The organism is Collinsella aerofaciens ATCC 25986 (genome assembly GCF_964237925.1).
Taxonomy (GTDB): Bacteria; Actinomycetota; Coriobacteriia; order Coriobacteriales; family Coriobacteriaceae; genus Collinsella; species Collinsella aerofaciens_BJ.
The window spans coordinates 29,434-52,301 of the sequence record NZ_CAXSKI010000012.1; the positions used below are offsets into that span (position 1 = coordinate 29,434).

21 protein-coding genes and 1 tRNA gene are annotated in these 22,868 nt (G+C 59.8%); 7 read left to right on the plus strand and 15 right to left on the minus strand.

Annotation, left to right across the window (positions count from 1 at the left end; all coding sequences use genetic code 11):
* Nucleotides 1-40: 40 nt before the first annotated feature.
* Nucleotides 41-130: transfer RNA gene (locus ACESWY_RS06845), tRNA-Ser, on the plus strand.
* A gap of 3 nt (nt 131-133) precedes the next feature.
* Here the strand turns inward: ACESWY_RS06845 and ACESWY_RS06850 are convergent.
* Nucleotides 134-718: a TetR/AcrR family transcriptional regulator gene (locus ACESWY_RS06850; protein ID WP_373093500.1), complete on the minus strand. Its 585-nt coding sequence runs from the start codon at nt 716-718 to the stop codon at nt 134-136.
* 212 nt (nt 719-930) lie between these two features.
* On the opposite strand from ACESWY_RS06850, the gene ACESWY_RS06855 reads away from it, so the two are divergent.
* Entirely contained in the window at nt 931-1,482 is a 552-nt protein-coding gene (locus ACESWY_RS06855) for a LemA family protein (RefSeq protein ID WP_199409032.1), read from the plus strand.
* A 558-nt stretch (nt 1,483-2,040) separates the two neighbouring features.
* Here the strand turns inward: ACESWY_RS06855 and ACESWY_RS06860 are convergent.
* Together ACESWY_RS06860 and ACESWY_RS06865 are read right to left on the minus strand one after the other, a co-directional pair.
* Nucleotides 2,041-3,093, minus strand: coding sequence for a branched-chain amino acid aminotransferase (locus ACESWY_RS06860; RefSeq protein ID WP_035138743.1), 1,053 nt, complete (start codon nt 3,091-3,093; stop codon nt 2,041-2,043).
* 298 nt (nt 3,094-3,391) lie between these two features.
* Entirely contained in the window at nt 3,392-4,030 is a 639-nt protein-coding gene (locus ACESWY_RS06865; protein ID WP_138113555.1) for a DedA family protein, read from the minus strand.
* A gap of 223 nt (nt 4,031-4,253) precedes the next feature.
* Between ACESWY_RS06865 and cysE the strand changes: the two genes are divergently transcribed.
* Entirely contained in the window at nt 4,254-4,958 is a 705-nt protein-coding gene (gene cysE, locus ACESWY_RS06870) for a serine O-acetyltransferase (RefSeq protein WP_346965035.1), read from the plus strand.
* Between the two features lie 112 nt (nt 4,959-5,070).
* On the opposite strand, the gene ACESWY_RS06875 is transcribed toward cysE, so the two are convergent.
* From ACESWY_RS06875 to ACESWY_RS06890, 4 genes are all read right to left on the minus strand, one after another.
* Nucleotides 5,071-7,077 (minus strand): ABC transporter ATP-binding protein, encoded by a 2,007-nt coding sequence (locus ACESWY_RS06875; RefSeq protein ID WP_373093503.1) that lies wholly within the window; start codon nt 7,075-7,077, stop codon nt 5,071-5,073.
* 1 nt (nt 7,078) lies between these two features.
* Complete coding sequence (locus tag ACESWY_RS06880) at nt 7,079-8,803, minus strand: ABC transporter ATP-binding protein (protein ID WP_227790785.1); 1,725 nt, start codon at nt 8,801-8,803, stop codon at nt 7,079-7,081.
* The gene (locus ACESWY_RS06885; RefSeq protein ID WP_138113561.1) at nt 8,803-9,303 is read right to left on the minus strand and encodes a MarR family winged helix-turn-helix transcriptional regulator; all 501 of its coding nucleotides are present in this window, start codon (nt 9,301-9,303) and stop codon (nt 8,803-8,805) included. The genes ACESWY_RS06880 and ACESWY_RS06885 overlap by 1 nt, the downstream gene beginning before the upstream one ends.
* 181 nt (nt 9,304-9,484) lie before the next feature.
* Nucleotides 9,485-9,775 carry a hypothetical protein gene (locus ACESWY_RS06890; RefSeq protein ID WP_006235631.1) on the minus strand — a complete coding sequence of 97 codons (291 nt, stop codon included), beginning with the start codon at nt 9,773-9,775 and terminating at the stop codon, nt 9,485-9,487.
* 294 nt (nt 9,776-10,069) lie between these two features.
* On the opposite strand from ACESWY_RS06890, the gene ACESWY_RS06895 reads away from it, so the two are divergent.
* A complete protein-coding gene (locus ACESWY_RS06895; RefSeq protein WP_373093507.1) occupies nt 10,070-10,591 on the plus strand; it encodes a nitroreductase family protein in 522 nt (173 codons plus the stop codon).
* Nucleotides 10,592-10,646: 55 nt separating this feature from the next.
* On the opposite strand, the gene ACESWY_RS06900 is transcribed toward ACESWY_RS06895, so the two are convergent.
* The 3 genes from ACESWY_RS06900 to ACESWY_RS06910 form a co-directional block, all read right to left on the minus strand.
* Nucleotides 10,647-11,153 (minus strand): hypothetical protein, encoded by a 507-nt coding sequence (locus tag ACESWY_RS06900; RefSeq protein WP_373093509.1) that lies wholly within the window; start codon nt 11,151-11,153, stop codon nt 10,647-10,649.
* 153 nt (nt 11,154-11,306) lie between these two features.
* The gene (locus tag ACESWY_RS06905; protein WP_373093511.1) at nt 11,307-12,524 is read right to left on the minus strand and encodes a helix-turn-helix domain-containing protein; all 1,218 of its coding nucleotides are present in this window, start codon (nt 12,522-12,524) and stop codon (nt 11,307-11,309) included.
* 273 nt (nt 12,525-12,797) lie between these two features.
* Nucleotides 12,798-13,832: a YeiH family protein gene (locus ACESWY_RS06910; RefSeq protein ID WP_373093513.1), complete on the minus strand. Its 1,035-nt coding sequence runs from the start codon at nt 13,830-13,832 to the stop codon at nt 12,798-12,800.
* Between the two features lie 193 nt (nt 13,833-14,025).
* On the opposite strand from ACESWY_RS06910, the gene ACESWY_RS06915 reads away from it, so the two are divergent.
* Complete coding sequence (locus ACESWY_RS06915) at nt 14,026-14,727, plus strand: GntR family transcriptional regulator (protein ID WP_343007642.1); 702 nt, start codon at nt 14,026-14,028, stop codon at nt 14,725-14,727.
* A gap of 118 nt (nt 14,728-14,845) precedes the next feature.
* On the opposite strand, the gene glmS is transcribed toward ACESWY_RS06915, so the two are convergent.
* A complete protein-coding gene (gene glmS / locus ACESWY_RS06920) occupies nt 14,846-16,693 on the minus strand; it encodes a glutamine--fructose-6-phosphate transaminase (isomerizing) (protein WP_117582939.1) in 1,848 nt (615 codons plus the stop codon).
* Nucleotides 16,694-17,010: 317 nt separating this feature from the next.
* Between glmS and ACESWY_RS06925 the strand changes: the two genes are divergently transcribed.
* On the plus strand, nt 17,011-18,123 hold the full coding sequence (locus ACESWY_RS06925) for a LacI family DNA-binding transcriptional regulator (protein WP_373093516.1): 1,113 nt from the start codon (nt 17,011-17,013) through the stop codon (nt 18,121-18,123).
* A gap of 113 nt (nt 18,124-18,236) precedes the next feature.
* Here the strand turns inward: ACESWY_RS06925 and ACESWY_RS06930 are convergent, their stop codons facing one another.
* Complete coding sequence (locus tag ACESWY_RS06930; RefSeq protein ID WP_373093518.1) at nt 18,237-18,887, minus strand: HAD family hydrolase; 651 nt, start codon at nt 18,885-18,887, stop codon at nt 18,237-18,239.
* A 173-nt stretch (nt 18,888-19,060) separates the two neighbouring features.
* On the opposite strand from ACESWY_RS06930, the gene larE reads away from it, so the two are divergent.
* Nucleotides 19,061-19,939, plus strand: a complete 879-nt coding sequence (larE, locus tag ACESWY_RS06935; RefSeq protein WP_373093520.1) for an ATP-dependent sacrificial sulfur transferase LarE — start codon at nt 19,061-19,063, stop codon at nt 19,937-19,939.
* A 690-nt stretch (nt 19,940-20,629) separates the two neighbouring features.
* Here larE and ACESWY_RS06940 read toward each other — a convergent pair.
* Genes ACESWY_RS06940 through ACESWY_RS06950 form a run of 3 tightly spaced genes read right to left on the minus strand, consistent with a single transcriptional unit; the run spans nt 20,630 to nt 22,862 of the window.
* Entirely contained in the window at nt 20,630-21,082 is a 453-nt protein-coding gene (locus ACESWY_RS06940; RefSeq protein ID WP_055310174.1) for a PTS sugar transporter subunit IIA, read from the minus strand.
* An 11-nt stretch (nt 21,083-21,093) separates the two neighbouring features.
* Entirely contained in the window at nt 21,094-22,032 is a 939-nt protein-coding gene (locus tag ACESWY_RS06945; RefSeq protein WP_138375051.1) for a transketolase family protein, read from the minus strand.
* The gene (locus ACESWY_RS06950; protein ID WP_138375050.1) at nt 22,032-22,862 is read right to left on the minus strand and encodes a transketolase; all 831 of its coding nucleotides are present in this window, start codon (nt 22,860-22,862) and stop codon (nt 22,032-22,034) included. The genes ACESWY_RS06945 and ACESWY_RS06950 overlap by 1 nt, the downstream gene beginning before the upstream one ends.
* Nucleotides 22,863-22,868 lie beyond the last annotated feature (6 nt).

Genomic DNA, 22,868 nt, shown 5'->3' on the forward strand with positions numbered 1-22,868 from the left:
CCTGTTGCAAATTCAAAACGATGCTATCATTACGACTCACGGAGAGATGGCAGAGCGGTTGAATGCGGCGGTCTTGAAAACCGTTGAGCGCGAGAGCGTTCCGGGGGTTCGAATCCCCCTCTCTCCGCCACTTCTAGTGATGCACCGGCGTCATGGTTCGCTCGAACAGCGCATCGACCACGTCGGCCATCTCGGGTCGACGCTCGAGGTCGTGACCCGACTCCCACCATATCGTGAAAAGTCGAATAATACCGCCGGCGACAAACTCTGACGTCGTCTCGAGTGACACGGGGGCCAGGGCATCCTCGGCAAGCACGTTCATCACACGCTCGCGGATGGAGCGGGCAATACGGTCGCAAATAACGTTGGTCAGCATGCCCGACATGCTGCTTGCCAAAATATTATCCATGAGCTGCTCGTGCGCCAGAATCAAATCCATGGCATCGTCCAAAATCGCGTGTCGAAGCGCGCGCACGTCCTCGGCAGACACTGCGCCGGCCTCATGGGGCTGTTTTTGCGGCAAGCCCGACATGAGCTCATCGATATAAAAGGCGAAGTAATCGTTTTTATCGCGAAAGTGCTTATAGAACGTCGTGCGGCGAATCAAGGCCCGGTCGCACAGCATGGCGACCGTCAGCTCCTCAAACCGATGCTCTTCCAAAAGCTCGGTAAAGGCATCGAACAGGGCACGATAGGTTTTCTTGATGCGAAGGTCCATCCGTATCGCCATCCTCAAGGCGTAGACAGCATTCCTTAATTTGTCGCATATCTTACACCTGTACCGCCCGTTCGATATTGGCGCCCCCTCCCTGGTTGAAACATAACGCTTACCGGAAAGTTCGGCACCGTCAAAGGTTGTGGGTATACTAAATACCGTCACACTAACGGCAGCTGGCGCGAAACGCCGCGGCCATTCGAAACGGAGACATCATGGCTACCATCATCATCGGTATCGTTGTTGTCGTTGTGATTGTCTGCGCCATCGCCGGCATCTACAACAACATGGTCACCAAGCGCAATCGCATCGATAACGCCTGGCAGAACATCGACACGCAACTGCAGCGCCGCAACGACCTGATCCCCAACCTGGTGGAGACCGTCAAGGGCTACGCCAAGCACGAGCAGGAGACGCTCTCCGCCGTGATCAGCGCGCGCAACACCGCCGTGAGCGCCACCACCCCTGAGGCCAAGATGGAAGCCGACAACGTGCTGACCGGTGCGCTGCGCCAGCTCTTTGCCGTGGCCGAGGCCTACCCCGACCTTAAGGCGAACACCAACTTTACGCAGCTCCAGGCATCGCTCGAGGATACCGAGAACAAGATTAGCTATGCACGCCAAAGCTACAACGACTGCGTGCTCAGCTACAACAACGCCATCCAGACGTTCCCGGCCGTCATCTTTGCCGGCATCTTCCAGTTTAAGGAGCGCCAGGGCTTCGAGGCAGCTGAAGCCGCCCGCCAGGCACCGACCGTCAAGTTCTAACAGATCCGCAGCGTATCTTTAATCGGGTATATGAATACACCGCCCCGTCGAATGCATACTTCGACGGGGCGGTTTCCTTTGTCGCGAAGGTCCCCCTCAAGGCGCCGTGCATTTTTGGGAGTATTCAGCATGCCCGACAGCTTCGAGCGCCCCGATAAATGCCAAAGACGCGCATTTCCCTGCAAATCAAACGCTGTCAGCCCATAACCCCGCCCATCATTCGTAGAAAACATCGATAAATCCCGATTTTTCGCCCGAGGTCGGTATGCAAGGGCCTTCGATTGCAGAATACTCGGAAAAATGCACGTCGCCACCACCCCCACATGGCGCGAAGCAAAACAAAAGCGCGGCCAAAAGGCCGCGCACCATCTTTAATTCAGATTAGTTATTGTTCGTTATGACATCGCCGAGCCCGCAGGGCGGAGAGCAAGTTCCCTCCCGGCGCACTCCGCAGGACGAAAGAAGCCCTCGCCGCACGAAGTGCGCAGCGAGGGCTTCTTGCATGTCCGAGGACGCGCCGGGAGGGAACTTGCTCTCCGCCCGGACAGGAAAGGCTAATTACGCGACGGTGTAAACCCAGTTGTGCTTATCCTCGACAGCACCGGACTGGATGCCCGTCAGGGTCTCGCGGAGCTTCTTCATCACGGGACCGATCTCGGTGTAGCCAGCCGGGAAGGTCACAGTCTCGTCGGCACCGTAAACCTTGTTGTCGATCTCGCCGACCGGGGAGATGACGGCAGCGGTGCCGCACAGGCCGCACTCCACAAAAGTGCCGGCCTTGACCTCTGCCCACTCGACGGGGCGCTGGTCAACGGTCATGCCCAGGTCCTGAGCAACCTGGACGAGCGAACGACGGGTGATGGAAGGCAGGATGGAGTCGGTGTGCGACTGCGGAACGACGAGCGTACCGTCCTCCTTCACGAACAGGACGTTGGCGCCGCCGGTCTCCTCGACATAGGTGCGGGACTCGGAGTCGAGATACAGGTTCTCGGCATAGCCCTCGCGATGGGCCTCCATCGTGGGCTTGAGGGACATGGCGTAGTTCAGGCCGGCCTTGATATTGCCGGTGCCGTGCGGTGCGGCACGGTCGTACTCGGAAACGCGCAGCTTAACGGGCTTAAGGCCACCCTTAAAGTACGGACCGACCGGGGTCACGAGAATGCGGAACGTGTACTCAGGAGCGGGAGCCACGCCAATCACGTCACCGGAGCCGATCATAAACGGACGCACGTACAGGGTCGCACCGGAACCGAAGGGCGGAACCCAGGCGGCGTTTGCAGAAACGACCTGCTTGACAGCCTCGACGAACTTGTCCTTGGGGAACGGGGGCATCTCGAGGCGCTGCGCAGAGTTGTACATACGCTCGGCGTTCATGTCGGGGCGGAAGCAGACGATGCTGCCGTCCTCGGCGGTGTAGGCCTTCAGGCCCTCAAAGACCTCCTGGCAGTAATGGAAGATGCCGCCGCACTCGGAGACATGCAGGGTGTGGTCGGTGGTCAGGCCACCCTCGTCCCACTCGCCGTCCTTCCAATGGGCCTCGTAGCTGTAATCGGTCTTCATGTAGCCAAAGCCGAGGCTACCCCAATCGATATCCTTCTTCTCGACAGTCATATGTCGCTCCTTACATACACAGTTGCATACTCGCGAACCCGCACGCAAGGACCGAGGCCGACCGCGTCGCAACGTCGCACGCCCGGAGCGTAGAGCCGGACGGGACACGCGAACAGCATCAAAGCCGATGGTACGTCGATTCGCATGCACGAGATTGTACTCCGCACGCGCGTCGGATAAAACGTTTTTCTTTAACTAACTAAAGTATTTTCATTTGACCGAAGCTGAAGAGGCCCGCCACCGTAAGCGGTGACGGGCCTCAACGGCACGGTTTGCGCGCTGGCTCGAGCTACGCGTTCTATTTGCCCAGCTTGGCCTTAACCAGACCGACCACGGTCGGGATGATCGACACGGCAACGATGCCGATAATCAGCAGCTCAAAGTGCTCCTGCACAAAGGGAATGCCGCCAAAGAAGTAGCCCAGCAGCGTAAAGACCGTCGACCAGGTAATGCCGCCCAGCACGTTAAAGACGACAAAGTTGCGCCAGTGCATGCCGCCCATGCCAGCGATAAAGGGCACAAAGGTGCGGATAAACGGGAAGAAGCGACCCAGGAAGATGGCCAGGTGACCCCACTTGTCCAAGAAGTCCTCGGACTTTTTGATGCGCTCGGGCGTCATGGCCTTGACCTTGCCCGAAGCGATGATCTTGCGGCCAAAGAAGTGGCCGATCATAAAGTTGCACTGATCGCCCAAAATGGCAGCGGCCCATGCGGTGGCCAGAAGCGCCACGATGTTAAAGCCGCCGTTGTGGGCAAAGAAACCCGAGGCGAACAGCAGCGAATCACCGGGAAGGAACGGGAAGAACACCACGCCCGTCTCGATAAAGATGATCAGGAATACGCAGCCGTAGGCCATAAGCGGGCCGGCGGCGATCCAGCTGGCGATCGCGGTGCGCGGGTCCTTAAGCAGCTCGGCAATAAAATTGATGAAACCCATGAAGTAAAACCTCTCAGTTGTGGGCGCGGATACGTCCAAGTTGACCAGTATACGGTTGCGGTGCCCCCTCGTGCGCAACCCCACAAAAGCATGACTCCATTACCAGCAAGTTTGCATAACTGACACTTGTAGCGCAAAGCCGCCAAGATTGTCCTTTTTAATCCCTAGCGAATCGCTATACTTTATTGAATCGCATTGCCATGGCGCTAAGGGAGGGCGGCCGGTGAGCTTTATCAATACCATTCGCGAGGACATCAAGACCGTCCAGGCGCAGGACCCCGCCGCGCAAAACGGTCTGGTCATCTTCCTTTCCTATCCTGGCCTGCACGCCAAGTGGAACCACGTGCCCGAGCACTGGCTGTGGGAGCACGGTCATCGCTCGCTCGCCCGCGTGCTCTCGCAAATCACCCGCCACATCACCGGCGTCGAGATTCACCCTGCCGCGCAGATTGGCAAGCACTTCTTTATCGACCACGCCATGGGCGTCGTCATCGGCGAGACCACCATTGTGGGCGACAACTGTGTGCTCTACCAGGGCGTCACGCTCGGCGGCACCGGCAACGAGACCGGCAAGCGTCACCCCACCCTGGGCAACAATGTCACGGTGGGCACGGGCGCCAAGGTGCTCGGCAACATCCGCATCGGCAACAACGTCAAGATCGGCGGCAACTCGGTCGTCGTTAAGGACGTGCCCGACAACTGCACCGTCGTGGGCGTGCCGGGACGCATCATCAAGCGCAACGGCTGCCGCGTGTTCGAGGAGAGTTTCGACGCCAAGCAGCATCGCGAGTACATGCCCGATGACGCCGCCGAGCAGAGTGCCCTCAACCGCCAGGGCATCACCGAGAATGCCCGCCGCGTCAAAGAACTCGAGCGAGAGGTGGCCGAGCTCAAAACCCTCGTCGCCAAGCTCATGGACGAACGTTAGGAACGCAAGCGGCACAAAACGACATCGGCACCGACGCAAAAGGCGCGCCAGGGAATCAATCCCCGGCGCGCCATTCCTTTTGATGTGACAAAGGGACTGTCCCTTTGTCACATTATGCGAACTGACTCAGATAGAGGTCGGCATAAGCGCCCTCGGCTGCGAGCAGCTCCTTATGCGTGCCCTGCTCGATAATGTTGCCGTGGTCCATGACCAAGATCAGGTCGGCGTCCACGATCGTCGACAGGCGATGCGCGATCACAAAGCTCGTGCGCCCGCGCATAAGCGCGTCCATGGCACGGCCGATGGCAAGCTCGGTACGCGTGTCCACGCTTGAGGTCGCCTCGTCCAGGATGAGAATCGCCGGGTTGTTGAGCAGCACGCGTGCGATGGTCAGCAGCTGACGCTGGCCCTGGCTGATGCTTTCGGCATCGTTGGCCACGCGCGTGTCGTAGCCCTGCGGCATGGTGCGCACGAAGAAGTCGACCTGCGCGGCACGAGCGGCGGCCACAATTTCGTCGCGCGTTGCCTCGGGGCAGCCGTAGGCGATGTTCTCGGCAATCGTGCCATCGAATAGCCAGGCGTCTTGCAGCACCATGCCAAACTGCTGACGTAGCTCGCCGCGATCCATGCGGCTCGTATCCACGCCGTCGAGCGTAATACGCCCGCCGTCAATCTCGTAGAAGCGCATGAGCAGGTTGATGAGCGTCGTCTTGCCTGCGCCCGTGGTTCCCACCACCGCGATCTTCTGGCCCGGCTCGGCAGTAAACGACACGTCGCGCATAAGCGGCTTGTCGGGCGAATAACCAAAGCGCACATGCTCAAAGGAGACGCGGCCCTCCACGCGACCCGGCAGCTTGGCGGCCTCGTCCGGCAGCGGATCGGCCTCCATCTCGGGCTCATCGAGCAGGTCGAACACGCGCTCCGCACTCGCCAGCGCGCTCTGCAGCGAGTTGAAGGTAAACGACAGCTGCGTCATGGGCTCAGATGCCTCGTAGATAAACTGGAAGAACGCCTGGAACACGCCGACGGTCATGTGGCCGGCAACCAGCATACTGCAGCCCACAATCGCAATCACGATCTGTGCCAGGCGGCCGATAAAGCGCACCGCGGGGCCGACGGCGTTAATCATAAAGTCGGCCTTGGTGCTCACACGAGCCAGTTCCTTCGAAGCCTCGTGCACCTCAGCGGAGCTCTGACGTTCGCGGTTAAACGCGCGGATCACCAGACGGCCCGAATAGCCTTCCTCGACCGCACTCGTAATCTTGGACACCCACTCCTGGCGCTCGCCCGTCACATCGTGTGTGCGGCGCGAGACGACCTTCGTCACCAGCAGCGACAGTGCCGTAAAGAACAGAAAGACGAGCGTAAGCTGCACGCTGAACACGAACATCACGCTCACAGCACCAACAACCGCGCCGATCGACACGAGCAGCTGCAGCAATCCGCGCTGCATGCTCTCGGACATCTTGTCCAGGTCGTTGGTCGCGCGGCTGACGACCTCGCCGGGACGATGCGCGTCAAAATAGGCGAGCGGCAGACGGTTGAGCTTTTGCGCGATGCGGTTGCGCAGGCGTAGATTGAGGCGTTCGGCCACGCTCGACATCAAAAAGCTCTGGAGCGCGTAGAACGAAGCGGCGGCCGTCCAAATCAAAAAGTAGATGAAGATAGTCCTGCCACAGTTCTCCCAGGTGATGCTGAAGGTGGCGTTGTTGACAAACGCTACCTGAATGTGGCCCCACAGCTCATCGATCACGCGGGCGCTATATGCCGGCGCGGCAGTGTTAAAGATGACATAGAACACAATGCTCGCGAACACGATATAGAAGCGCCAATGGTCGCCGGCAGCCTCACTCCACAGGCGGCGCACCGTCGCCCAGGTATCCCGAGGCGTCTCGTCCTCGTCTTCGTCGTCCACGTCGCGCATACGCTCTGCCTCGGCGCGGGCGCGCTCGTCCTCGGCACGTTCGTTTTCCTCGTAGAGCGCTTGGCGGCGAGCCTCGCGCTCGGCCGCAGCCTTGGCGGCGTCATCCAGCTCGGTCGACGCGGCAGCCGTTTCCTCGACCAGTCCCGCGGCAGCGGCGTCATCAACGCCGCCCTGCTTCTTGAGCTCCTCGGTCATGCTACTCACCTCCCTTCATCTGCGATTCCGCGATGGCACGGTACACCTCGCAGGTTTCCATAAGCTCGCCATGCGTGCCCAGACCCACAACCTCGCCATCCTTGAGCACGACGATCTGGTCGGCGTGCAAGATCGTCGAGATGCGCTGCGCGATGATGAGCACCGCAGCGTCACGCGTCTCGTCTTGCAACGCATGGCGCAGGGCGGCATCGGTCTTAAAGTCCAGGGCCGAAAAACTGTCATCGAAGATATATAGATCGGCATGCTTCATGAGCGCACGGGCGATTGCCAAACGCTGGCGCTGGCCGCCCGAAAAGTTCGTACCGCCCTGGGCAACCGGGGTATCGAGCCCCTGCGGTTGGTCGAGTACAAAGGTGCTCTGGGCAACCTCAAGCGCGTGAAGCATGTCGCCCTCGGTCGCGCCTTCGTTACCAAAGCGAAGGTTGCTCGCTACCGTGCCCGAGAACAGCCACGCCTTCTGCGGCACATAGGCAATGCGCCCGCGGATTTCATCTTGCGTAAGCTCGCGCAGGTCCACACCATTCAGGCGAATGGAGCCCTTGGTGGCATCGTGGAAGCGCAGCAGAAGCTTTGCCACCGTCGACTTGCCCGAACCTGTCGAGCCAACGATCGCAGTCGTCTGACCGCGACGGCAGGCAAAGCTCAGGTCGCACAGGGTGTCCTCGTCGGCATCGTCAAAGCGAAACGACATGTGGTCGAACACAGCCACCGCATCGGCTTCGTCTTGGGGCTCGCGCGCCCCGTCATCCAGCGTGCGCTCGCCATCGACGATGCTCGGCTCAATCTCCAACACCTGCTGCGCACGGTTCAGGCACGCGGCAGCACGCGGAAGCGTCAGCACCACCATCTGGGCCATCATCACAAAGAACAGGATCAGAATTGCATACTCCAGCACCGCCGAGATACTCGCAATCTGCATGGCGTGGGCGCCTACGCGGTTGCCGCCCACCCACAGCACCGCCACCTCGGCGATGTTCATCAAAAAGAAGCTTGAGCTGTCGAGGCCCACAAACAGGTGGTTGACTTTGATGGCGTTGGCGGCGTATTCGCTAAACACCTCGTCCAGACGCCGTTCCTCGTGGCGCTCCTTGTTAAACGCACGGATGACGCGCACGCCCACAATATTCTCGCGCAGCACCACGTTCATGCGGTCGATAAAGCCCTGTAGGCGCATAAAAATCGGCGCCGCGTTGGCAACCGTAAAGACCGCCGCCACCAGCACAATCGCAACGACTACGCCCAGAAGCGTGCCCATGGCGGGATCGATAAACCAGGCGAAGATGATGCCCGCCACAGCCAAAAACGGCACGGGCAGCACCAGCTGAATCGTCTGCAGAATCGCCTGCTGAATCACGTTGATGTCGTTGAGCGAGCGCGTGATCATCGATCCGGTGCCAAAGCGCTCAAAATCGCTGGCCGCGAGCTCGAGCGATTTGTCGTACACGGCATTGCGGATATCGCAAGCCACGTTGGCGGCCAGGCGCGCCGAAAGATAGCAGCCCAGCACCGTGCCGCCGCTAGCCATGCTGGTCGCGATAAACATGTATAGGCCGTTGCGTAAAATGTAGTCGATATCGCCCGTGGTAATACCGGTGTTGACCATGTTCGCCAGCATCGTGGGAACCAGCAGCGTACCGACGTTATCCACCAGCAGCACCAGCAGCGTCACTGCGACAAGCCCTCGATAGGGCTTCAAAAACCTCATTAACAGTCGCACGACTCCCCCTCACCTTGATTCTCGGCTTGGCTCTCGGCAGCGATATGCTGCTTAAAGGCATCGCACTCATCGCCGAGCACCTGAGAGAATTTGCCGATCAAGCGCATAATCTCGCGCTGCTCACATGGCTCAAGCGCGCCAAAGGCTCGCTGCTCGGCCTTGAGTGCCGGCAGCGCATAACGCTCGGCAAATCGCCTGCCCTCTTCGGTCAGGCTCACAACCTTGTTCTTACGACTGCCTTCGGCAAACCCCAACGTTGCGAAGCCCCGCGCCGTCAAGGTTTTAATTGCCGAGTTGATGGTCTGCTTGCTGTAGAACCATTCGCTTGTCAGACGGCTTACGGCAATACTGCCGCCCGCCGTGCTAGTGTCGACGAGCATCCAATAGGCGCAGTCCGAAAGGCCGCAGGCGCGCGAGAACTCCGAATAGATATGGTCGAGTCCATTGAGCAACCGATCGAAGTCGACCAGCGTAACCGCACTATTCATCTATCCCACCATTCAATTGTCCGATTTTTGACCAATTATGTGTCTCTAGATTAGTCCGAGTTTTGACTATCGTCAACAGGCTCTCCGCAAATGCGTGCATTTTTATGGCCTATCGGCAGAAAAAGACCGCCGGCGCGGGGGCGGCGCCAGCGGTCACATGAAAATCGGGTTTTATTGCCTGTTAAGCGGCGACGGCCTCATAGACCGTAGCGCCCGAGAAGCTGTCATGCAGGCTCTTGCCGGCAATCCACGGCAGCTCGACGACCTCGCAGACCGTGTTGACCAACTCAGAACAGTCAGTAAAGTGGCCCTTGTCGTTGAGGGCCTCGCAATCCTGAACACGCCAATAGCCATCGGTGTGCGTGATGTAGTACTCGTGATCGTTGATCGACACGAAAGCGCGCGTCTTGGAACGCAGCAGCTTCAGAAATCCTTCGAAATCGGTCTCGACGACATCTCCAGCCTGGAACATGATGTTACCTCCTGGCCCGGCGCCACCACGGCGCATTGATAAACGTTGGTACTCCTTTAGTAAAACCTTTATCAGAGGTTATGCGTTCGTCATTTAGGCAAGTGGTAAAAAACCGCAGGGTAGACGGGATAAAACGTTTAACCATCCCATTTGTTTGTCACATTCTGAAGGTACTTTTATGCAAACCTACTTTCCCAATTGGAATCTATCCTTTTGGCCGGGCAATTGACCGTCTATCGTTTGAGCCCGACGGGTATGAACGGGGCATCTGCAACGCCACCGCAAGGAGACACCATGGAGACTATCGAAGCACTCATTCACCGCCGCAGCTGCCGCAACTACAGCGATCGTCCCGTCGAGGCCGAAAAGCTTGCACGTATTATCGAAGCCGGCCAATATGCACCGAGCGGCATGGGACGCCAGCCGGTGACGTTTGTCGCCGTCACCGACCCCGCGACCGTCGAGCGTCTCTCACAGCTCAACGCCCAGGTCATGAGCAGCAACAGCGACCCCTTCTATGGCGCCAAGACCGTTGTGGTGGTGCTGGTTGACCGCAGCGTGCCCACACATCTGGAAGACGGCTCGCTCGCCATGGGCAACTTGCTCAACGCCGCCTATGCACTGGGTGTCGATTCGTGCTGGATTCACCGCGCGCATGAGGTCTTTGACTCGCCCGAGGGCCTGGAGCTGCTGGCCAGCTGGGGCCTGCCCGCCGACGGCAGCCTGCGCGGTGTCGGTAACTGCATTCTTGGCTACGCCGAGGACACGCTACCCGAGCCCAAACCCCGCCGCGACAACGTGGTATACGTCAAGTAGCGCAGGAGTGTCCCAAACTGCCGGCAGAAAGGGAACGTCCCCTTCTGCCGGCAAGCTATGTTGATATTTGAGTAGTCGTCGTTTCGTTCGTCTGGGCCGTTTCGGCGTCGTCGCCTTGCTTATCTTCGTCCTTTTGCGCGTCGGCGATGGTGGTGGCCGCCGCGACGATACCGCGCTGGGGCGCGACGCCTGTCTGGGTCTGAGCGCCCTCGATAACTTCTGTGCCTGCATGCGCGAGCTCGGGCGATTTAAACACTGCGTCCAAGTTGGCGCCACCGCCGGCGTAGCCAAGCGCAGCGAGTGCGATGACGATCACTGCAACGACGACCGCGATCGGAACATAACGATGCCAACCAGCCGGATTGAGTCCGCTGCGGCGAGCCGCCCCGCGGCTGATGTAACCGAGCGTTCCATCGTGCTTGAGCTTTGAGCCCACCACGCGTTTACGGCCCCACAGTGAGGACTCTGCCTGCATGGCCAAGCGGGCGCTTGCCGAAGGATAGCCGTATTTAGTGCGCTTGAACGAGCCGTCAAACCCCGAGGCGTGTTTACCCCACGTCACCGATGTTGTGCGTCGGTTGACCGGCGCGGCACTCCGCCTTCTGCGGCTCGGTTTTGAAGTCTCAGCCATATGCCCTCGCACGCCGTAACCGAATCGAAACAATAACGCTTTGGACTGTAGCACACGCGTCGCGCGCGGTCACGGGCGCCTCGCTCAACGGTCATCGTCCTTCAGCAAGCGCCACAGCGTTGTACGGCTTATGCCCAGCACCTCCGCCGCACGGGTTCGGTTGCCGTGGAGATGATCTACAACCAGATGCGCGATATCTCGCTCGGTATCGGCCAGCGGTCGCAGGATATACAGGTCACTTTCGAGCGTCGGGGCGCCAAAGGTTGCGGTCTTAATCACGTCCTCTTGGGCGAGCACTTCCTCCGCCACAGCGCGGTCCACCGTGCCCGCCCCCACCAATATATACAGTCGTTCCGAGACCTCGCGGAGCTGCAGATAGTTGCGCGGCCAGCGGTAAGCATCGAGTGTCTTCGTCGCCGCGGCAGACAGCGTGGGCGCTGCCGTCCCAAATGCATCAGCGAGATATTCCAAATAGCGCGCAACCTTCGTCGACGCGGCTCCCTGCTCGGCGATTGCCGGCGCCACGCTCACCGCACAGGCGAAGCGCTCGGTCACAAAGGCGGCTTGATCACTTTCGCTGCCGCCCGGCATGTCATTCGCCGTCAGCACCACATGGCAGCGCGTCGCCAACGCGGTGTCGGCCATCGTGGAAACGAGCTCGCGGAGGCGCTGGGGGCCAACCGCGTTCCAGCCCTCAATGCAAAGGGTCAGCCCCGTTTGGAACAGCGGCGATTCGGAGCTTTTGAGCATATGGCGCCAACCGCGATCGGTGAGTTCATCGAGCGCAACGGAAACAAAGGGCTGATCGGCAAAAGGACCGTCCAGATAGAGGCGCTTGGCGATCTCAACCTGACCCGCTCCCAGCTCACCCTCGAGCATAAGGGGCACACCGCGCGCGTAGCTCTCGGCAACTGGTGCAGCCACCGCAGCGGCACCCTCAACGATGCCGTACGCGCTCGATTCGTAGCGGGCCTCAACTTCGTCGGCGTTGAGCCACTCGACGCCCGCATGCGCCGCGGCACCGCGCACCTCGCGGACCACGACGGCCCAAAGGCCCCCGCCCTCTTTGTCGGTGGGGCGAACGGTCAGGCTCAGGCGCGTACCCGCACGCCCCATAACCAGACGCGCGCCGTCTCCTATACGGTCGAGGCGCTCAGCGACAAAAACCGCCACATCCCGCTCAAGCGCCGCGTCATTCATGGTCGAGATCGCGACGTCCCCATGCGCATCGATTGCCAATGCCGAGGCCCCGGCAGCAGCCAGGGCATCGGTCAAGATGTTCAGTTTGGCATCGCTATCCATGATTTGCCCCTGTCCGCGGCGTCGTGCAACCGCCGACGGTCGTACGACCGAGTGTTTCAAAATTGAACGATATTGCTTACCAAACACTATAGGGCAGAAAGCGCCGTCCTGCGAGTATAGGTGTTGCCCCGCATCGCCATCCTGGCGGGGCGATAAGAGCTCTTCGGGACTTATAAACCTGCGGACAAGCCATACCCGCAAGAGCTCCTATCGCTCCACCGCAAGCATGCGCTCACCAGCACGAAGCACGCAGCACGCAAATAAGCTACTTCTCTACCAGATTCCCAGCACGTGCTGCATTCCCAAACTCATGCACGCAATGCCAATCCAGCAGCAAAAGCCCAATGCGATGGGCTTGCCACCCTTTTTGACCAGCTCGACGATATCGGTATTAAAACCAATAGCCGCCATGGCCATCACGATAAAGAACTTCGACAGCTCCTTGATGGGCGCCGTAATGGATGCAGGAAGCTGAAGCACCGTGGTGATTACGCTCGCCAGCACAAAGAACAGCACGAACATGGGAAACGCGCGTTTAAGCGAAAACGTGCTTTTGGCGTCGCCGCCGGCCTTGCGCGCCAGATGCATCTGCCAGCATGCGAGAACCAACGTAATGGGAATAATGGCCAGCGTCCTGGTGAGTTTGACCACCGTGGCGCTCTCGAGCACATTGGCGCCGGGATGCATGCTGTCCCAGGCGCTCGCCGCAGCCGTTACCGACGAGGTGTCGTTGATGGCGGTGCCGGCAAACAGGCCAAAGCCCTCGTTGGTCAGCCCGAGCATGCCACCGAGCGTCGGAAACACGAGCGCCGCGATAACGTTAAACAGGAAGATGACCGAAATAGCCTGGGCAATCTCGCGATCGTCGGCGTCGATGACGGGCGCGGTCGCGGCGATGGCAGAACCGCCGCAAATCGACGAACCCACGCCTACAAGCGTCGCGATCTTGCCCGGCACGTTCATAACGCGGCAGAGCACGAAGGCGATGACAAGTGAGGTCGAGATTGTCGCCACGATAATCGGCAGCGACTGAGCGCCTTTGGACAGAATCTGCGAGAGGTTCATGCCAAAGCCAAGCAGGATTACCGCGTACTGCAAGACTTTTTTAGACGTATAGGTGACACCGGCGGCAAGCTGGTCGCGACGATTCTTGGGAAAGACGAGCGCCAGAACCATGCCAAAGAGGATGGCAAACACCGGCCCGCCGACCACCTCAACCTGTTTGCCGAGCAACGTCGCGGGGATGGCAATGATCAGGCAGAACAAGACGCCCTTCCAGCGCTCGCGTACGATATTCGCCAGTTGCATATGGGATTCCTTCTTTCTATTTCACGTTTGCGACGGCTTATGATACGGCAACATTGAGCACAGCCGTGCGCAAACACAGACTAAGGTGCCGCAATAGTTCTCGGACGACAGCCGAATTACCCACCGCGGAGAGCTGATTCGCGGCATAATTAACAGCTGATATATGAGTGTGATAGAACGGTTGTGAGGCACTATGGAAGAATCGATGCACGTCGGCGAGCAGGAAACGAGCCTGCAGGACCAGTCCTACCACACCATTCGACGCAAAATCGTCTACCTGGACTACAAGCCGGGCGAAAAGCTGGGCGTCAAGCAGCTTTGCGACGACCTGGATATGGGACGCACCCCTGTGCGCGAGGCGCTGGTGCGTCTGGCGCAAGAGGGCCTGGTGCGCACCGTGCCCCAAAGCGGCACCTATGTCTCGCCCATCAACCTCACTCTTGCCGAGAGCGCCTGCTACATTCGCGAGCACCTGGAAAAGCAGGTGATTGTGGAGTGCTGCGCCCGTGCCACCTCGGCAGGCATCGAGCAGCTCGACCGAGCCATCGCGCTGCAGGAAAAGACCATGGCCGAGGAGGATCGCATCGGCTTCTTTTTAAGCGACAACCTCATGCACCGCATGATCTTTAGCATCGCATGCCGCAGCACCGTATGGTCGTGGCTCGAAGAGACCAATGCCGACCTGGAGCGCTTCCGCTGGCTGCGCGCCGCCACGCAGACGCTCGACAATCAGGAGATTGTTAACGAGCACAAGCAAATCCGCCGCGCCATCGCCGGCCGCGACCCCATCGAGGCGAGCTTTTTGGTCAGCAAGCACCTGCATATGATGTTCCGCAACCAGACCGAGGTCCTGGACCAATATCCCAAGTACTTCGAGACCAGCAAGCTCCGCTAACCTGCCAAAACCACCACAAAGGGGACAGGCACCTTTGTGGTGGTTTTTCCGCACAAAAAGGCCCGGCTCCGTCCGATGACGCGGAGCCGGGCCTTAGTTGTTAGGATGGCGGAACCAACTACTCAACAGTAACGCTCTTTGCCAGGTTTCGGGGCTGGTCGACGTCGCAGCCGCGCAGGATGGCAACCTCGCGGGCGAGCAGCTGCAGCGGGACGCTCGCCGTGATGGGGCTGAACACGTCGCGGACGGCCGGCACGCGAATGATGCAGTCGGCGATCTTGTTGATCTCCTCGTCACCCTCGGTGGCAACGACGATGACCTTGGCACCGCGCGCCTTGCACTCCATAAGGTTCGACACGGTCTTGTCGTAGGTGGCACTCTTGGTGGCCACGGCGATGACGGGGAAGCCCGGATCGATCAGTGCGATGGGGCCGTGCTTCATCTCGCCGGCAGCATACGCCTCAGCGTGCAGGTAGCTGACCTCCTTGAGCTTGAGTGCGCCCTCGTAGGAGATGGCAGCGCCCATACCGCGGCCCACGAACAGTGCCGACTGCGCGTCCTTGCACAGCAGGGCGGCCTCGTGCACGGCCTCGGTTTGGGTATCCAAAATCCACTGGATCTGCTCGGCCGTATCGGAAAGTTCGCGGAACAGCATGCGCGCCTGCTTGGTGGTCAGACGGTACTTGACCTGCGCCAGCAGCAGAGCAAGCAGCGTCAGGCTCACAACCTGGCCGATGAAGCTCTTGGTCGAGGCGACCGCGATCTCCTTGTTGGCCTTGGTATAGATGACGCCGTCGCTCTCGCGCGCCACGGGACTGCCCACCACGTTGGTGATGCCAAAGACCTTGGCGCCCTTGATGCGCGCATCGCGAATGGCGGCGAGGGTATCGGCCGTCTCGCCCGACTGGGACACGGCAACGACGAGCGTCGTCGGCGTGATGATGGGGTTGCGATAGCGGAACTCGCTGGCAGCCTCAACCTCGGTGGGAATGCGAGCCCAGCCCTCAATAAGGTTCTTTGCGATGAGGCCGGCGTGATAGCTGGTGCCGCAGGCGATCACGTAGACACGGTCGATGTCGTTGAGCTCCTCGAGGGACAGACCCAGCTCGTCGATATCGAGCTCGCCGGCAGGCGTCATACGGCCAACCAGCGTGTCGCGCACGACGCGCGGCTGCTCGTGGATCTCCTTGAGCATAAAGTCGGGATAGCCGCCCTTTTCGGCCATGTCTAGATCCCAATCGATGTGGGTGACCTTGGGCTCGATCACGTTGCCGGCCTCGTCGGTATACTCGACGCCCGCGGGCGTGAGCTTGGCAAACTGACCGTCCTCGAGCACCACGACATCGCGGGTGGCGTCGATGAGCGCGATGACGTCGGAGGCCACGTAGGAGCCGGTCTCGCCCACGCCGACCACAATCGGGGAGTCTTTGCGGGCAACGGCGATTACGCCAGGCTCGTCGGCGCACACGGCGGCCAGGCCGTAGGCGCCTACCACATGGGTGCAAGCCTCGCGCACGGAGGCCATCAGGTCGTGCGTCTCGGCATAGGCCTCTTCGATCAGATGCGCGAAGACCTCCGTATCGGTCTCGCTCTTAAAGTGATGGCCGCGGCCCTCCAGCTCCTCGCGCAGTTCGGCGAAGTTCTCGATAATGCCGTTGTGGACGATGGCGATGCGACCGTCGCAGCTGGTGTGGGGATGAGCGTTAACGACGGAAGGCTTGCCGTGGGTGGCCCAACGGGTGTGACCGATACCGCAAGTTGCGTCGCTATCGATGTTGGAAAGCTCGCTCTCCAGACCCGCAACCTTACCCACGCGGCGGATAACGTCGAGGTGCGCCGCGGCGCCCTCGCCCACCTCGAGCGCGACGCCCGAGGAGTCATAGCCGCGATACTCCATGCGCTTAAGGCCTGTGACCAGGATGTTCTTTGCAATATCAGAGCCGGTGTAGCCGACAATTCCGCACATAGGATAAATCCCTTCGTTCGCGTGACTGCAAGACGTCCACGCACGGAAGGCGCTGAGACGTATAACGTTCGAGTATTGTACTCACGCAAACGCAAGCTGATATACCAGAAGTGGTATCTCAACTTAGATACCACTCGATGCACACATGCCCAAACCACCACGATGGGGACAGGCGCCTTTGTGGTGGCCTGGGCTCCAGCGTTTGCCCAGATAAAACCTGCCAAAATAAACCTGTCCCTAATTGGCAGGTTTTGACACCTCAGAGGCGGGCGATGCTACAATCTGGCTTGTACTTGAAACGCATCAAAGGGGCCGCTATGGCAAAGGTAAAAATCAGCGACGTCGCGCGCGAGGCCGGGGTTTCGTTGGGCACGGTTTCCAACGCACTCAACCACCCCGAAAAGCTGCGCCCCGAGACCCTCAAACTCATCAACGAGACCATCAATCGCCTTGGCTACCTGCCCAACCAAAGCGCCCGTCAGCTCGCGGGCGGCACCACCAAGTCCTTTGGCCTGGTCCTTCCCCGTCTCGACCACGGTTTTTCGCTCCAAATTGCCAGCGGCGCCCATAACGAGGCCCGCAAGCACGGTTACGACCTGCTCATCGCCAACGCCGATAACGACGATATTCTCCAGGACCATTACCTGCGCTACTTTATGGGCACGCAAATGTCCGGCGTCATGGTTCAGCCCATGGCGTCCCCCGACTGGCGCCCCGCAACGACCAAGATGCCCGTGCCGATCGTCTATCTGGACATCCACTGCTCCGAGCCCGGTTACTACGTGGCCGCCGACAACGAGGCGCAGGGGCGCATTATCGCCGAGCTCGCCGTCGCCCGCGGCGCACGCCATATCACCGTTGTGGGCAGAGCGGCATTCATGCAGCTCACCCTGCGCGTACTTGGCATTCACAAGGCCCTCGCCCTGCATCCCGATATCAAAATTGAAGTCATTGACGCCGGAGAGTGGAATACCGCAGCCGACGGCTACAGCATTGGCGCTCAGATTGCCGGGCGCCCTGCCGACGAACGCCCCGATTTTGTCGTCGGCCTGACCGACGTGTTAGCCTCGGGCGTTATCTCGGCATTGGTCGACAAAGGCATCTCCGTCCCCGAGCAGGTTCGCGTGGCCGGATGCGACGGCAACCCACTCGCCTGGAGCGGGTCGGTTCCCCTCACCACCGTGGCGCCGCCGGGTTACGAAATTGGCCGCAAGGGCGTTCAGTTGCTGATGGAGCAGATTGAGAACAAAGCCCCGGCAAAGACCAAGCATATCCGCGTCGGCTCTGCAGCGCGCACCGTCACCGCAGTCACGGCCGCCGAGGATATCAACCGCCAAGAACTCGTGCGGCCGTTCCTCCTCGAGCGAGCCAGCACCCAGGCGAGCAGCCACGCCGAAGCCACCGCCATCAACCTAGGCGCGTATCTATAGCGCGTCGGCCAGTATGCCAAAACGCCGCCTAAGCAAAAGAGGCCCGACCATTGCCGGACCTCTTTTGCTTAAGTGCAAAGACGGCCAATTTCTCGCTTCAACGCCGCAATTGCCTAGTGCACAGCCTTGACCGCCGCCGCCAGATCAAACAACGTATCGAGCACGGCCTCGCAGCCATCCACCACATCCTGCGGCAGCGGCACGATATCGGGCACGGCAAAGACATGGCAGCCGGCCGTGATGCCCGAGACGCAGCCGTTGCGCGAATCCTCGACCACGGCGCACTCCTCGGGGGCAAAGCCCGCGCGCTCGCAGGCGAGCAGATACATCTCGGGGTCGGGCTTACCGTGCACGACGTCCTCGCCACAGGTCACCGTTTCAAACTTGTCAAAAAGACCGACCATCTTAAGGTTGCGCTCGGCCGTAACGAGGCGCGACGACGTCGCTAGACCCACGTGATAGCCCGCAGCCAGCAGCTCGTCTATGCACTCGGAGGCGCCGGCCTTAAGCTCCAGTTCGGTCTTGACCATCTCGTCGCGAATCTCCTTGTGACGGGCATAGACCGCCTCGGTGGTTTCGTGGCTGCCATAATGCTTATCAAGGAGGTCCATAACATCGGGCAGCGTGCGACCGATAAACTGATGGATCAGCGCTTCATCAATCGCGACCCCCAGCTCGGCAGCGCCCGCCTTCCATGCCTTAATGCCCAAACGCTCGGTATCGACCAGCGTTCCGTCCATGTCAAAAATAACAGCCTTGATCATATCGGTCCCCCATCGGCTCTCGCTATCGCATTACCGCAACTCTACCGCATTTAGCAACTTGTATATAACGTATATACCATATTGCACTTTCGTTACATAGATAGAAGTCTTATGACAAGCGGCTCGATAGGATTATAGTTTTCGACCGAGCAATCGATGATAAGGAACGTTTCATGCTTTCAGACACCACCGCACCTGCAAAGGAGCTTCAGGATAAACTCGCAGAGCTCGAGCAGCTGCTTTTGGCATACGGACGCGTTGCCATCGGCTTTTCCGGCGGCGTCGACAGCAGCTTTTTGGCCGCGGTCTGCGCCCGCATCATGCCTGTCAGCACGCTTCTCGTCCACCTCACCACGCCGCTCATCGGCACGCCCGAACAGGCTTCGTTTGAGCGATCCGTTGACGGGCAAGCCGATGAGGAGCCACATTTTAAGCTCCCTGTGCTCAATCTTTCGGTCGATCAGTTGCAGCTCCCCCAAGTAGCCTGCAACGATGCTAATCGCTGCTACCACTGTAAGCACGCCGGCTTTACCGCTATCGTCAACCACGCCAAGTCGCTCGGCTTTCCCACCGTCATCGATGGCAGCAATGCAAGCGATCGCGGCGACTACCGCCCCGGCATGCGCGCGGCAGAAGAGCTCGGCGTACGCTCCCCTCTTATGGAGGTCGGCTTTACCAAGGACGAAGAGCGCGAGCTGCTGCGCGCATGGGGCTATCCCGTTTGGAACCTGCCGGCGGGAGCCTGTCTTGCCACGCGCGTCCCCACGGGCGAGGAGCTTACGCGCGAGAAGGTCGATTTAATCCGCGCCTGCGAGGATTACCTGCACGAACTTGGTCTGGCGCAGGTTCGCGCGCGCTTGGTCGGCGGCTGCATGCACATCGAGGCCGCGCCCGCAGATGTCGCCAAGATCGCCGCCCTCGGCGGCGGCGCCGTCGATGCCGAGGGCAAGGCCCCACTGCCCGCCGCTACCGAGTCCGCGCTGCGCGAGCTGGGCTGCGGCCACATCTCCCCCGAGGTCACCCCCTACATCCACGGCAACATGAACCTTTAGATTACGCCGTTTTACAAACGGCGTAACTGCTCGGCGCTGCGCGGGCTCCGGGCACATATGCTCAACCTGGACTGCGTTAACTGACCTGTCAATAAGGGACAGGTTTGTTTTGGCAGGTTTTATCTTGGGAAAATATCGCGAGGCAGTCGCCCCTCTAGCACCCATCAAACTTCGAGAGACGATAGAGGGGCAATTCGGCTGCATCTACTTCTTCCGATAGCGGCGGTTGCGGCTCGTCGATGAACCCATTACTTCGATGAGCCCTTTATCCGTCATTTTTGGCAGATGGTAGCTGACGGACGAATTTTGGCATTCCGTCTCTCTAAAACAAGGCGCTTATCTCTCTAACTTTAGAGAGATAAGCGCCTTGTTTTAGAGAGACATTAAGAGAGATGTATCGAATTCGCTGCTAGATTGCCTAATGCTATCTCTCTAACCAACCTTCTCTTTAGAGAGACATTTAGAGAGATGAGCGCGACCTCTCTAATCAAGGGCTCCACTCTTTAAGGTGCACACTTCCTAACCGTGCCCTAAGTTGCGGTGAAATAACTCACGATTAGCCTGCCAAAAAGGGATAGGTTTATTTTGGCAGGTTTTATCTGGGGAAACGCAAACAGGGCCGCGACACCTATATGGCGTCGCGGCCCTTTTCCTTGGAGAAGGATCGATTGATTGAACGGGATGACCGTTCTAGTCTTCGAGTCCGCTATTGATGAGCTCCGCAATCTCAACGGGATCGGTGCTCGCGCGCACCTTGTCGCGGAAGCCGGCGTCCATCAGCATTACGGCAGCCTTGGAGAGCAGGCGCAGATGCGTGGTTCCAGCCTCGCCGGCAGGCACGTACAGCGCGAGCGCAACATCGACGGGCACCCCATCGAAGCTCGGCCATTCAACGGGCTCGGTCAGTTTAAGCACGGCAACGCCCGGCGTGTGGATCGCGTCGCTTTTGGCATGCGGAACGGCAAAACCGGCGACAAGGCCGGTCTCGGCCTCGTTCTCGCGAGCAATGAAGGCGGCCTCTACGGCAGATGCGTCATCGGCAAAGCCGAGCTCGATGGCCTGCTCGGACAAATAATGTAGGGCGTCCTCGCGCGAGGCGGCGGTATACCCGATTGTCACTTGGTTGGCAGATACAAATCCCATGGAAACCTTCCTTACAACACGGACCTGACCGCAGCTTCGATGCCGTCGGCGTCCAAACCGTACTTGTGCAGCAAATCGACCGCAGGGCCGGACTCGCCATACACATCGCGCACGCCGACGCGACGCATCGGCACCGGATGCTGCTCCGCGAGCACCGAGGCCACGGCCTCGCCAAGACCACCGATAATCGAATGCTCCTCGGCAGTGACCACACGACCGGTCTTCTTGGCGCTGGCAACCACCAGGCGCTCATCGAGCGGCTTGATCGTGTGCATATTGATGACCTCGGCATCGATACCATCGGCAGCGAGCGCCTCGGCAGCCTCAAGCGCCTCGGCGACCATAAGGCCACAAGCGATGATGGTCACATCGGACCCCTCGCGCACGACCACGCCGCGACCAATCTTGAACTCATAGTCCTCGTGATCGTTAATGACCGGCGTTGCCAGGCGTCCGAAGCGCATGTAGACCGGTCCCTCAAACTCATAGGCGGCGCGCACGCAAGCGCGAGCCTCGATGTCATCGGCGGGAACGATTACCGTCATACCCGGGATCGTGCGCATGAGCGCGATGTCCTCGCAGCACTGATGCGTGGCGCCGTCTTCACCGACCGAGATACCCGCATGCGTGGCACCGATTTTGACGTTGAGGTGCGGATAGCCAATGGAATTACGCACTTGTTCGTACGCGCGGCCGGCGGCGAACATGGCAAAGGTGCTCGCAAAGGCGACGTGGCCCGTGGTCGCAATGCCGGCGGCGAGCCCCATCAAGTTGCTCTCGGCAATGCCGGCATCGTAGAAGCGCTCAGGGTGCGCAGCCTTAAACTTACCCGTCTGCGTAGCGGCAGCCAGGTCGGCATCGAGCACTACAAAGTCATCGTGCTCATTGCCCAGCTCGACGAGCGCCTCGCCGTAGCTTACGCGCGTGGCGACTTTTTTGACCTCTGCCATTAGAGCTCCTCTCCTGCTGCCGCAAGCTCGGCCATGGCCTGCTCAAACTGTTCATCGTTGGGCGCCTTGCCATGCCAGCCAACCTGGTTCTCCATAAAGGAGACGCCTTTGCCCTTCACCGTCTCGGCGATGATAGCGACGGGCACGCCGGTCACCTCACGAGCCTCGGCGAAAGCCGCCTCAATCTGTGTCATGTCGTTGCCATCGGCTAGCTCGATCACATGCCACTTAAAGGCGCGGAACTTGTCAGCGAGCGGCATGGCCGAGTTGACCTCATCGATCGTGCCGTCAATCTGCAAGCCGTTGTGGTCGACGACGGCAACAAGATTGTCGAGCGCATGGTTGCCGGCAAACATGGCCGCCTCCCACACCTGGCCCTCCTCGCACTCGCCGTCGCCCAGCAACGTGTAGACGCGGTAGCTGTCACCCCAGTGCTTTGCGGCGAGTGCCATTCCAACCGCGGCGGAGATACCCTGACCGAGCGATCCGGTGGACATATCGATGCCCGGGGTGTCGTTCATGTTGGGATGGCCCTGCAGTCGGCTGCCAATATGGCGGAGCGTCTCGAGCTCTTCGACGGGAAAATAGCCGCGATTTGCCAACACCGAATACAGGCCCGGCGCCGCGTGACCCTTGGAGAGCACAAAGCGATCGCGATCGGCCTTGTGAGGGTCAGCAGGATCGATATTCATTTCCTCAAAGTACAGATACGTCATGATGTCGGCAGCACCGAGCGATCCACCCGGATGTCCCGACTTGGCCGCGTGAACCGCAGTCACGACACCCTTCCTGACCTCATTGGCGACCTTTGCCAGCTCCTGGTTGGTCATACGAAT